The following is an 11,916-nucleotide window of genomic DNA, read 5'->3' on the forward strand; positions in this document are numbered from 1 at the left end:
TCGGTTAAATGTTAATGAACACAGAAAATAAAGTTTATGATACAGCTGTAATAGGCGCGGGGGCATCAGGGCTTGCCGCGGCTGTTGTTTTGGCGCGCGGGGGTAAAAGTGTTTTGGTATTGGAAGCGGGCAAAACAGCCGCGCGTAAAATTTTGGTAAGCGGCAACGGCAGGTGCAACGTTACAAATAAAAATATGTCTGAGAATTGTTATTTTGGCGAAAAGGATTTTATTAAAAACGTGCTTAAAAGCTTTTCTTTTAAAGAAAGTGTTGAATTTTTTAAATCTATTGGCGTTTTATTAAAAGAAGAAGATGACGGGCGCTATTTCCCTGTAACTGATAAGGCAACAGCCGTGGCCGGCGCTTTAACGCTTGCTTTAGAGGAAAACGACGGCGTTTTATTAACAGAGCATAAAATAAAAGAGATTTCCCGAAATTCCGTTTTTATCGTTACCGCCGAAAACGGCAAAATATTTAAAGCGAAAAAATTAATGCTTGCCTGCGGTTCAAAAGCGTACCCGCAATGCGGCGGTACGGACAGCGGTTATACTTTGGCCCAAGGCTTTGGTCATAGCGTAGTTGAAACAGCGCCTGCTTTAAGCCCCGTTGTTTTAGAGCAAAACCCGCTTGCCAAATTACAAGGCGTAAGGATAGATGCGGAAGTTTCTGTTATTTTGGAAAAGAAAACATTAATAAGTTCAAAGGGCGAAGTTATGTTTACTAAAAACGGGCTCAACGGCATACCTGTTATGAATGTAAGCAGGGTTTTGGCCCGTAACCCCGGCGCAAAAATAAGTTTAAATTTACTGCCTTTTGTTAACCGGGCTGATTTTAAAATTTATATGGAGCAAAGGCGGGCCGAATACAAGAACCGCAAAATAAAAGATTTTTTTACAGGCATACTGCATGAAACCATTGCTGAGCAATTAATTTTACTTTCAGGTATAGAAAAAACTGTTTTGGCCGGCAGAATGAAGGACGATGTTTTCTGTAATCTGGCGGACGTTTTACAAAACTGGGTTTTTGCACCGGGCCGGCCTGCTAAGTGGGAGGATTCCTACGCCGCGGCGGGAGGTGTTGACGTTAAAGAAATAAACCCGAACACCCTGGAATCAAAAAAATGTGCTAATGTATATATTTTAGGGGAAATGTTAGATGTTGACGGTAAAAGCGGCGGTTTTAATTTACATTTTGCTTTTGGCTGCGGCTATAAAGCCGCAAAAGCTGTTTTGGAGGATTTATGAGCGTTGAAGAAAAGGTTATTGTGAGAAAGCTTGCTCCTTTAGGCTCGGGTAAAAAGGGGTACTTGCGCAAATATTATTTAGATAATAAAAAAATAGCTACCGAAACTTTAAACGAAAGTATGGATACCGTCAGCATGGACGGTACTATCCCCGATGGTATGGTTAAAGAATTTTATAACAGCGGCAGGATTTACTTTGAATGCCCTTTTGTTAATGGGGTAAGAAACGGCGTAAGCCGCACCTATCTTGAAAGCGGCGTGGTTAACCTTGAAAAAACTTATAAAGACGGCCTTTTAAACGGCGTTGTGCGCGTATACCAGCCCAGCGGATCTTTACAGAAAGAAATTTTTTATGAGCATGACGTTCAGCACGGCAAGCAAATAAAATATTACGCCAGCGGAAGGCTTTTGGAAGTAGCTACTTTTAAAAACGGCTTTTTAGACGGCGAGGTTGTAACATACAGCGAAAGTGGTTTTGTGCACGCTGAATGCACATATAAAAAGGATAAACTTGTGGGCGATAAAATAATTTATCATGACAACGGCGCTATAGCGTTGGTTTCTTCTTATAAAGACGGCAAAGCGCACGGTATAACAAAAAAGTATTCGGCTGACGGAGTGTTAACTGAGGAGTGGCACTTCGAGAACGGCGCTTTACAGTTTAAAAAAATGTTTTAGGAAACCTAAGTCTTTAAAAACTTAAAAAAATTGTTGCAAAAATAAATTTTTATGCTACAATAATTATAAGGTTTGAAATAATAACCTTAATCACATTAGTAAGGAAGTAAATGTAAATGGCAAAAGGAAAAGTAAAATGGTTTAACGACCAAAAAGGTTACGGCTTCGTAACCCCCGAAGATGGCTCAAAAGACCTCTTTGTACACTATCAGGAAATCAAAGGGGAAGGTTTTAAAACCCTCTCTGAAGGTCAAGAAGTTGAGTTCGACATTGTGGAATCTGATAAAGGTCCCAAAGCCGTCAACGTTAGAAAATAATTTGACTTTTATTCTGAAAAGCAATCCCAAGCCTCTAACAGGGCGGGGGATTGCTTTTTTTAAAGGGAAAAATAAGTGGGAAACGCAAAAAAATCTAAATCTTTAATAAAGGAAATTTGGCTTGTAGCTTATCCTTTAATTATTACAAACGCCTCTATAGTTACAATGCAGTTTGTTGACAGGATTTTTTTGTCCCGCTATTCGCCGGACGCTTTGGCGGCCTGCGTACCCGGCGGATCTTTGGCTTTTACTTTTGTAGCTTTGTTTATGGGTATAGCCGCCTATACGGGCGTTTTTGTGGCGCAGTATGATGGGCAGAAAAAAAGGGCCAATATATCCGTTTCTTTATGGCAGGGGATAATAATATCCTTATTTTCAGGTATAATTATAGCGTTGCTTACGCCCGTCGGTTTTTGGGTTATTGACCTTTTTGACCATGCCCCCGAAGTTGTTGTTTTGGAAAAACAATATTTCGGCATTCTTAACCTTTTCGGCGGGGTAATTATTTTAACTAACGCCCTTTCCGCTTTTTTTATAGGCCGCGGCAAAACCACGGTTCCGATGTCCGTTACAATTATAGGTAATATAATAAACATGTTTTTCGCCTACGCTATGATTTTTGGACATTTCGGTTTTCCCGAAATGGGGATAAAGGGCGCGGGGGTTGCTTATATCATTGGTAACGCGGGCATGGTTTTTTGCTATATATTATTTATTTTTAACCATAAAAATGAAAGGAAATACAGGATTGCCAAACTTGCCGGTTTTAATAAGCTGGCGTTTATGCGTCTTGTAAGGTACGGCGTGCCAAACGGCTTCGGCTTTTTTACGGATATTCTTTCCTTTACCATATTTACTTTTTTTGTAGGCCATTTGGATATGTTTTCTTTAGCTGCGCATAATATAGCTATAAGCATGCAAACATTATCTTTTATGCCGATACTTGGTTTGGGGCTTGGCGTTCAAATAGTTGTAGGCCGATATATGGGTATGAAAAAGCCCGATAAAGTTGTGGAAGTTGTAAAAAACGCCTGCAAAATGGGTTTGGCGTACGCGGGCACTTTAGCGGCTTTATTTATACTTGTTCCTAATATTTTTATAGGTTTGTTTTTACAGACAGGGGCCGAAGGTACGGCAGAGATAACCAAATTAGCGCTGCCTCTTATAAAAATAGTTTCTTTTTTCGTATTTGCGGACTGTATATATTTAATTTTTGGCGATACTTTGCGCGGCGCGGGTGATACAAAATTTCATATGGTAGCTATGCTTGCCAGCGGCTGGCTTATTTTGGTGCCAGGCACATATATTTTTGTTTATATACTTAAAAAAGACGTTTTGTTTATATGGGGCTGGCTTACATTTTACGCGGTAGTAACAGCCGTTCTTATGACTGTAAGATTCTTTATGGGCAGATGGCGTACAATTGATATAACCGCCAAATAGCGCTTTATTTTATAAAACAGGCTTTAGTTGGAGTGCCTGCGACTTCATTGGAAAGAGAACTGCAAAAACTTTTGCAGACATTTTGCCCTGCGAGATCGAATGAGTTTTGTGTGTCATACGCCCAACAGGACAAAGTGCCCGGCCTGTGAGATTGTATTGTTGTGTTGGGATTTTCAGACAGTCCTTTTGATATTGTAAATCTTACCGAGGCGGTATTATAATTAATACCGAAATACGAGTGCGGATAATAAAAAATTGCTGTGTTTTTTGGCAAAGATATTTCAATGTCAAGGTATTCGTTAATTTCCGCCGCCGATGGAAAATTGCTCATTGTAGACGGGTATTGGCCCGTTGCCAGTTTGTATCTTTCCAAAGCGCCGTAAATAGCGTTTACTATAATCATAGATTCGGTAGCGCGGCTTTTTAAAACCGCTTTATTATATTGCGGCACCGCTATAGCGGCCAAAATTCCTATTATTAAAACAACCACTAAAAGTTCAATCAATGTAAACGCTTTTTTCATTTGGCAGTTCCCTCTTTTTTTCAGTATATAAAATTTTAATCTCAATTGACATAATAAATAAAGTCTGGTATTCTTTTATATAAGAGACGGGAGGAATGGTATGAGTGAAATTATTTTAACAGATGACAATTTTAAAACTGAAATAGAGAATTCTAAAGGCGTGGCTTTGGTTGATTTTTGGGCAACATGGTGCGGCCCTTGCAAAATGTTCGCCCCCATTTTTGAAGAAACGGCCAAAGAATATGAAGGAAAAGCGAAATTCGGCAAAGTTAATACGGACGACGCCCCCGGCGTAAGTTCAAATTACAGGATTTCGTCTATTCCTACCGTAATAGTTTTTAAAGACGGTAAACCCGCGCAGGTTCTTATAGGTTTGCAAAGCAAGGAATCACTTAAAAAAACTATTGACGCACTAATTTAATTCTACTATCATATATTTGTTCTAAGTTTTATCCGCCCGTTTTAAAACGGGCGGATAAAAAATCTAAAATACTTACCAAAATAAAATCAACTTTAAATTTATGTCAGCTGACAAAAAAACTATTTATATAGCAGACGCGCACAACTTCCTGCACAGGAATTACCACGCTTTGCCTAAACTTTCAACCTCACAAGGATTGGAAGTGGGCGCGCTTTACGGTTTTGTCAGGTGGCTGGTTAAATTAGTGGAAGAAAAAAAACCCCACTACGTTGCCGTATGTTTTGACAGCAGGGGCGGCAGTACAAAAAGGAAGAAAATGTTTTCCGACTACAAAGCCCACCGCAAACCTGTTGATGAAGCCCTTTTAACACAATTGCAGCTTGCCAGGGAAGTTGTGTCCGGAATGGGACTTAAAGTTTTTGCCGTTCAGGGGATTGAGGCCGACGATATTATAGGTTTTATAGCTAAAAAAAGCGTTGCCGAAGGCGCGGACGCTGTCTTAGCTACTTCCGATAAAGACGCTTTACAACTACTTAACGAACATATTAAACTTTGGCCCGCAGGCGCGGCTAAAGAATCTTTAAAAGGCCCGGATTACGTAAAAGAAAAATTTAATATAGCCCAAAAATATTTAACCGATTACCTTGCCATTGTGGGGGATTCTTCCGACAATGTGCCCGGGGTGGCCGGGCTGGGGCCCAAAACCGCCGCCGAACTTATTAATAATTTCGGATATCTTGAAGATATTATAAAAGAGGCCAAAGCCGGCAACCCGAAAATAAAAAAGGGCGCCGCGCAAAAAATTATAGATAACGAAGCTGTTGCTATACTTTCAAAACAGCTTGTTACTTTAGATGAAAATATTCCTATGGATTTTACTTTAGAAGATGCTGTTTTTTCACCGCCTGCGCCGGCTAAACTGTCTGAATTATTTGCAAAGTACGAATTTAAAAATCTTCTAAGCGCTTTTGATAGCGCGCGTCCAAAAAACACCCCGGAGGGGGAACTGTTTTCACAAGATACTGAAATTAAACAGGGGATATCCTTTAATGAAGTCGTAAATAAAATAAAAGATAAGATGTTTATACAGACCGATGAAAACTTTGTTTTAATATCCGCTGATTCGCAAACCTGCTGCCTTGAAGAATTAGATAACCTGACCCAAGAAGAACTTTTAAAAATAGAAGAGCTTGCTAACAATAAACAAATTTTAAAAATAAGTTATGACGTGAAATTTACTTTAAGGGCTTTAGATGTAACTCCTAAAGAAATTATTAACTGTTTTGACGTGCGTCTTGCGGCATATTCTTTAAATCCGGGGGCTGATATCGGGTTTAAAGCTCTTGCAGCGCAGTATTTGGACGTTATTATAGAACCTAAAGACGAAAAAGAATTTTTAACTCTCCAAAACCAATATATATGGTCTTTAAAAGAAGTCCTGGAGCGTGATCTTAAGGAAAAAGACCAATTTAAAATTTTTAATGAGCTTGAGCTTCCTTTAATAACCGTGCTTTTGGCTATGGAAGAGATAGGCGTTTTGGTTGATAAAGCCTGGCTTGAAAACTTTTCAAAAACATTAGAAGGTGAAATCGCGGCCATACAAAATGATATTAATAAAGACGCGCAGAGGGAAATTAACGTTAATTCCCCCAAACAGCTTGGCGCGCTTCTTTTTGACCAACTTAAACTGCCTTCAGTTAAAAAAACAAAAACGGGTTATTCCACTGATGAAGAAGTTTTGCAGCAGTTGGTTAACCTTCACCCTATAGTAAAAAAAATTCTGGAATACCGCTCTAACGCCAAACTTAAGTCAACTTATGTTGACAATCTTATTATGCTGGCGGACGGCAATTCCCGCGTGCACACTTATTTAGACCAAACGGGCACGGTGACAGGCAGGCTTTCAAGTTCAAGCCCAAATTTACAAAATATTCCGATACGCACTCCTAAAGGGCGCATGTTAAGGCGCGCTTTTGTGGCGGAAGGCGGCAAAACATTGTTAAGCGTGGACTATTCGCAAATAGATTTAAGACTGCTCGCGCATGAATCGCAAGATTCTGTTTTGGTAAACGCTTTTAAAGAAGGAGGGGATATTCACACCAAAACTGCGGCCGAAGTTTTCGGCGTTATGCGTGAAATGGTGTCTGACGAAATGCGCTCCTCGGCCAAGGCTATTAACTTTGGCATTATTTACGGGCAGGGGCCGATGGGCCTTTCCCAAAATTTAAACATTTCCGTGCGTGAAGCCAAGGAATATATTGATAATTATTTTGCCGTTTACAAAGGCGTGCGTGAGTGGATTGATAAAAATATTGCCCTAGCCAGGGAAAGAGGATACGTTAAAACGCTTTTGGGGCATATACGCTATTTGCCGGAATTTAAAATGGGCAGCGGACATATGGCTTCTTTCGCGCAAAGGGCGGCTATTAACACTATTGTTCAAGGCGGCAGCGCGGACGTTATCAAAAAAGCCATGGCTGATATTTTTAATCATTATAAAGGGACGGAAGTAAAAATGCTTTTACAGGTGCATGACGAACTTATTTTTGAACTGCCCGAAAAGAACCTGCTTAAAGAAGCTGCCGTTATTAAAAATAAAATGGAACACACTATAGAACTTAAAGTTCCGTTGCTTGCGGAAGCCAAAACCGGTGTAAACTGGTATGAGATGGAGAAGCTAAAGCTATGAGTAATTGTCAAGTTAAAATAGGACTTACAGGCACCATATTAAGCGGCAAAAGCGCTGCTTTGGATATATTTAAAAAATTTGGCGCTTTTACCATAAGTTCAGACGAAATAGTGCGCGAACTGCAGCAGCGTGAAAATATAAAAAAAGAAATATTTAAAATTTTTAAAACTACAGATAAAGAAGTCCTTGCCAAACAAATTTTTACAAATTCCGCAAAAAGAAAACAGCTTGAACGTATTTTACATCCCAGAGTTATGAGAGAAGCTTTTGCGAGAGTTAAAAAAACAAAAAATAAAATTATAGTTTTTGAGGTGCCTCTTCTTTTTGAAGCAGGCTTTGAAAAATATTTTGACTTAACTTTATGCGTAACTTCCTCAAACAAAGCTTTAGCGGAGCGTGTTAAAAAAAGAGGCATAAGCGCTAATGATTTTAAGCTGCGCGCAAAAGCGCAAATGAGTGGGGAAGAAAAAGCAAAAAGGGCGGATATGGTTATTTTAAATGACGGTTCATTAAAAGAATTAGAAGTGAAAATAAAAAAAATATATAAAGCAATAAAATAAAAAAGGCCTTTTTAACGGCCCTTAATCGGAGTGTTATGACAGAAAAAAGTCTTGAAGAAAATAAAGAAAAAGTTACGACTAAAGAAGTCTCCAAAGAAGTTAAAGAAATAAAAGATGTAAAGGAAAGCAAAGAGGCTAAAGAAGTCAAAGAACCTAAGGAAACAAAAGAGGTTAAAGACGCTTCCGCGTCCAAAACACAGCAGCGTCCTTTTACTCGCAACGGCAACGGTTACCAGCAACAACAGGTGCGCACGCCTAACGGCGCAAAAGTTATGGACGCGCGTGAATTAGGCAAATTAAGCGTGGCTGAACTTACTAAACTTGCGGTCAACTTAAATATTGAAGAAACTTCAGGCTTAAAAAAACAGGCTTTAATAGGCAAAATTATAGCAGTGCAAGCTAAACAAAACGGTTCTATTTACGGCGGCGGCGTTTTGGAAATTTTGCCCGACGGTTTCGGCTTTCTCCGCTCCGAGGATAATAATTACTTAGCCGGGCCGGAAGATATTTATGTTTCGCCTTCGCAAATTAAACGTTTTGGTTTAAGAAAGGGCGATACTATTGAAGGCCTTATCCGCCCGCCAAAAGACGGTGAAAGATTTTTTGCCATGTTGCAGGTGCAAAAAGTTAATGACATAGAGGTTGAAAAAATTTATAACAGGCCTTTGTTTGACAACTTAACGCCGCTGCATCCTAATAAACGCTTTACTCTTGAATTAGATAAAAACGATATAACCCAGCGTATTATTGACCTTATGGCCCCCATAGGCCGCGGGCAGAGGGCTCTTATAGTGGCGCCTCCAAAAACCGGTAAAACTATGATGATGCAAAGCATAGCAAACTCAATAACAAACAATTATAAAGAAGTAAAACTTATAGTTTTGTTAATTGACGAAAGGCCCGAAGAAGTTACCGACATGAGCCGCAGCGTTAAGGGCGAGGTTATTGCCAGCACTTTTGACGAAGCCCCGGACAGACACGTACAAGTGGCCGAAATGGCTTTGGAAAGAGCAAAAAGACTTGTTGAGCAAGGCACAGACGTTGTGATTTTGCTTGACTCTATTACACGTCTTGCTCGCGCTTACAACACGGTTACGCCTTCAAGCGGACGTGTTCTTACCGGCGGTTTGGAAGCGACCTCCTTACAGCGCCCTAAAAGATTTTTAGGCGCGGCAAGAAATATGGAAGAGGGCGGTTCTCTTACAATTATAGCTACGGCTCTTGTTGAAACGGGCAGCAGAATGGACGAAGTTATTTTCGAAGAATTTAAAGGCACGGGCAACAGTGAAATATGTTTGGACAGAAAACTTTCCGACAGACGTCTTTTCCCCGCTATTGATTTAAACAGAAGTTCAACCAGAAAGGAGGATTTGCTTCTTTCCGAAGATGAACTTAACAAAGTGTGGATTATACGCAAAGTTCTTGCTCCTTTAACCTCAGTTGACGCCATGACGCTTCTTAGAGATAAAATTGTGGCCAGTAAGTCTAATAAGGACTTTTTAAAACAAATGGAAGTTTCAAGCTTATAATAAAAAATCCCGCCGGCAGGCGGGATTTTTATAAATACACTGCACCACATCACCGCCGTAAGGATGTGGTGTTTTGTGACCTGGCGGTTAACATTAAAAGCACATATTTTTAAGGCGCAAAAAAGCAGCTTTTATAAAGCAGTCTTTTTAGCGCCTTTTTTATTATAATAAATGTATGGAAGAAGAAATAATATCAATAGGCATAGGCAAAAAAAAGCTTTATTATAAAGCTGTTCTCGTCGCGCAGGAACTTTTGGACGAAAACGGCTATGTCATTCGTAAAAACGGCAAAATACCCGACGGTAAGGTAACGGAATACCTTTCTAATATGCAAACTGTAAAGAATTACAAAAGGGGCATATTGGAAGGCAAACTTGAGGTTATTGACATTATTACGGGCAAAGTAACAATGACGGAAGAGTATAAAGACGGTGAGCTTAAAAATATTATAGATACCGCTACAATAGCGCCTATATCTCCCAAAAATAAAAATAAAGAAGAAGATTTTCCTGTTGCCAAACCCGGCGACAAAGGGCTTTGTTGTGAAAAAGTAAAAGATAATATCGTTTTTTATGAGAACGGCAGTGAAATAGCCAAATGTTCTGTTATTGACGGTGCGTTAGTTTCGGGTAATATAAAGAACGGTGTTTACAAAGAATATTATGAAACCGGTGAAATTAAATCTGAAGCCTGTTACCAAAACGGAGTGCTTGAAGGGCCGTTTGTTAAATATGACGAGTTATCGCGTATTATTTTAAAAGAAGTTTATTCCAATGGCAGGCTTGAAGGGCCTGCGGCTTATTATATTTACCGCGGTGAAGAAAGAATAACCGAGCAGGCTTTTTATAAGGATGCCAAACTTCACGGAACGCGGCTTACAGTTTTTCCTAACGGACGCCCCGCCATAAGTGAAAATTATGATGAGAACAAACTTGACGGCAAGCGTGAAGTTTATTTTGAAAACGGTATTTTAAGCATTGAAGAGAATTATAAAAAAGGCCGTCTTAACGGCCCCAGGATTTTTTATTATTACAACGGCGCGGTTTGGTATAAAGAAATGTACGTAAACGCTCAGTTGGAGGGGGAGAGAATAGCCTATTTCCCTTCCGGCGAACTTTATTTAAAAGAACATTACAAACATGGTTTACTGGAAGGGGAAAGAGTTGTGTATGATAAGAATGGCACAATATTATTCTCCGAAATGTACAGCTACGGCCTGCCTGTTAAGAAAAAGAGATAAACATGAACGAAGCTTCCTTAAAGATATTCTGTCCCGCTAAAATAAATTTATTTTTAGAGATAGTTTCCAAACTGCCTAACGGTTACCATGAACTGCAAACAATTTTTGCAAAGTTAGATTTTGGGGATAATATTTTACTAACCCTTTCTCCGTCAGATAAGACGGAAATCAACCTTAAAATAACAGGCCCCTACGGGCATGCCATAACGGCCGACGCGGATAACCTTGTTTATAAGGCGGCTCAGCGTTTTTTTGAATTTACAGGCATAAGCGCCAAATGCGATATATCGCTTGAAAAAAATATTCCGACAGGCGCGGGGTTGGGGGGCGGCTCTTCGGATGCAGGATGCCTCCTTCGCACTTTTTGCAACCATTATAAGACAGATTTTACAATGCTTGTTCCTTTGGCTGCTAAACTCGGCGCGGACGTAGCGTTGTTTCTATATGACGAACCTGTTTTAAAAGGAGAAGGCATAGGTGAAAAACTTACGCCTTTAAAAATTAAAGACGCACTGCCTTATGTGGTGTTGTCTTACCCAGATACGCACATATCTACTAAAGATGTTTTTGATAGGCTGAAGGTTGGAAGTAAAGAAGAAATATTGACAAACTTGGCTAAGCTTGATAAAATTATAGCTGGTCTTACAGAAGGAAGTGCGTGGGAAAAATACATATATAACAGATTAGAAGATTATGTATTACCTTTCAGTAAGCCTGTTTTGGAGTTAAAGAAGTTAATGCAAACCCTAGGAGCCAAAAATATTATGATGTCCGGTTCCGGTTCAACAGTTTTTAGTTTATTTGATAGTTCCAGTGATGCCTGTGCATTTGCTGAAAAATTAATAAATCGGGGTTGTGTTGCAGTAAAAACGCAACTTTGGAGGGGTTTGTATAATGAAAATTACTGAAATAAGAATTCACCTAATGGGTGAAGAGCGTTTAAAGGCGTTTGCGAGCGTTACATTTGATGACTCTTTTGTAGTCAGAAACATGAAGGTTGTTGAAGGCACAAAAGGTGTTTTCTTATGTATGCCGTCAAGAAAGCTTCCTGATGGTTCCCATAAAGATATGGTTCATCCTATCAACCAGGAATTTAGGGAGTATCTTGAAACTAACGTTTTAAAAGCTTATACGGAAGAGCTTGCTAAAAACCCTGACGGCGCTAAAAAAACATCGCACGAAGAAGAATAGAACATATTAAATTTTATTCCGGATGGTGAAATGGTATCACTAGCGGTTTTGGTCCGCTCATTCTAGGTTCGAATCCTAGTCC

General features: G+C 39.6%; 12 protein-coding genes. 11 read left to right on the forward strand and 1 reads right to left on the reverse strand.

Annotated features, from left to right (window positions below):
* The first annotated feature begins 14 nt into the window (after positions 1 to 14).
* From EMIN_RS02540 to EMIN_RS02555, 4 genes are all read left to right on the forward strand, one after another.
* Entirely contained in the window at positions 15 to 1,244 is a 1,230-nt protein-coding gene (locus EMIN_RS02540; protein WP_041691241.1) for a BaiN/RdsA family NAD(P)/FAD-dependent oxidoreductase, read from the forward strand.
* Positions 1,241 to 1,921: a toxin-antitoxin system YwqK family antitoxin gene (locus EMIN_RS02545; protein WP_012414663.1), complete on the forward strand. Its 681-nt coding sequence runs from the start codon at positions 1,241 to 1,243 to the stop codon at positions 1,919 to 1,921. Before EMIN_RS02540 ends, EMIN_RS02545 begins: the two co-directional genes overlap by 4 nt.
* A gap of 116 nt (positions 1,922 to 2,037) precedes the next feature.
* The gene (locus EMIN_RS02550; RefSeq protein ID WP_012414664.1) at positions 2,038 to 2,238 is read left to right on the forward strand and encodes a cold-shock protein; all 201 of its coding nucleotides are present in this window, start codon (positions 2,038 to 2,040) and stop codon (positions 2,236 to 2,238) included.
* A 75-nt stretch (positions 2,239 to 2,313) separates the two neighbouring features.
* Entirely contained in the window at positions 2,314 to 3,681 is a 1,368-nt protein-coding gene (locus tag EMIN_RS02555; protein ID WP_012414665.1) for an MATE family efflux transporter, read from the forward strand.
* 4 nt (positions 3,682 to 3,685) lie between these two features.
* Here the strand turns inward: EMIN_RS02555 and EMIN_RS09385 are convergent, their stop codons facing one another.
* Positions 3,686 to 4,204 (reverse strand): type IV pilin protein, encoded by a 519-nt coding sequence (locus EMIN_RS09385; RefSeq protein ID WP_012414666.1) that lies wholly within the window; start codon positions 4,202 to 4,204, stop codon positions 3,686 to 3,688.
* Positions 4,205 to 4,304: 100 nt separating this feature from the next.
* Here EMIN_RS09385 and trxA point away from each other — a divergent pair, with 100 nt between their 5' ends.
* From trxA to EMIN_RS02595, 7 genes are all read left to right on the forward strand, one after another.
* Entirely contained in the window at positions 4,305 to 4,625 is a 321-nt protein-coding gene (gene trxA / locus EMIN_RS02565; protein ID WP_012414667.1) for a thioredoxin, read from the forward strand.
* A gap of 100 nt (positions 4,626 to 4,725) precedes the next feature.
* Complete coding sequence (polA, locus tag EMIN_RS02570) at positions 4,726 to 7,314, forward strand: DNA polymerase I (protein WP_012414668.1); 2,589 nt, start codon at positions 4,726 to 4,728, stop codon at positions 7,312 to 7,314.
* Positions 7,311 to 7,874, forward strand: coding sequence for a dephospho-CoA kinase (gene coaE, locus EMIN_RS02575; protein WP_012414669.1), 564 nt, complete (start codon positions 7,311 to 7,313; stop codon positions 7,872 to 7,874). The genes polA and coaE overlap by 4 nt, the downstream gene beginning before the upstream one ends.
* A gap of 35 nt (positions 7,875 to 7,909) precedes the next feature.
* Entirely contained in the window at positions 7,910 to 9,403 is a 1,494-nt protein-coding gene (gene rho, locus EMIN_RS02580; protein ID WP_012414670.1) for a transcription termination factor Rho, read from the forward strand.
* 175 nt (positions 9,404 to 9,578) lie between these two features.
* Positions 9,579 to 10,643 carry a toxin-antitoxin system YwqK family antitoxin gene (locus tag EMIN_RS02585; RefSeq protein WP_012414671.1) on the forward strand — a complete coding sequence of 355 codons (1,065 nt, stop codon included), beginning with the start codon at positions 9,579 to 9,581 and terminating at the stop codon, positions 10,641 to 10,643.
* Between the two features lie 2 nt (positions 10,644 to 10,645).
* Complete coding sequence (gene ispE / locus EMIN_RS02590; protein ID WP_012414672.1) at positions 10,646 to 11,551, forward strand: 4-(cytidine 5'-diphospho)-2-C-methyl-D-erythritol kinase; 906 nt, start codon at positions 10,646 to 10,648, stop codon at positions 11,549 to 11,551.
* Positions 11,538 to 11,834: a SpoVG family protein gene (locus EMIN_RS02595; RefSeq protein ID WP_012414673.1), complete on the forward strand. Its 297-nt coding sequence runs from the start codon at positions 11,538 to 11,540 to the stop codon at positions 11,832 to 11,834. The genes ispE and EMIN_RS02595 overlap by 14 nt, the downstream gene beginning before the upstream one ends.
* Positions 11,835 to 11,916 lie beyond the last annotated feature (82 nt).

The organism is Elusimicrobium minutum Pei191, assembly GCF_000020145.1.
Taxonomy (GTDB): Bacteria; Elusimicrobiota; Elusimicrobia; order Elusimicrobiales; family Elusimicrobiaceae; genus Elusimicrobium; species Elusimicrobium minutum.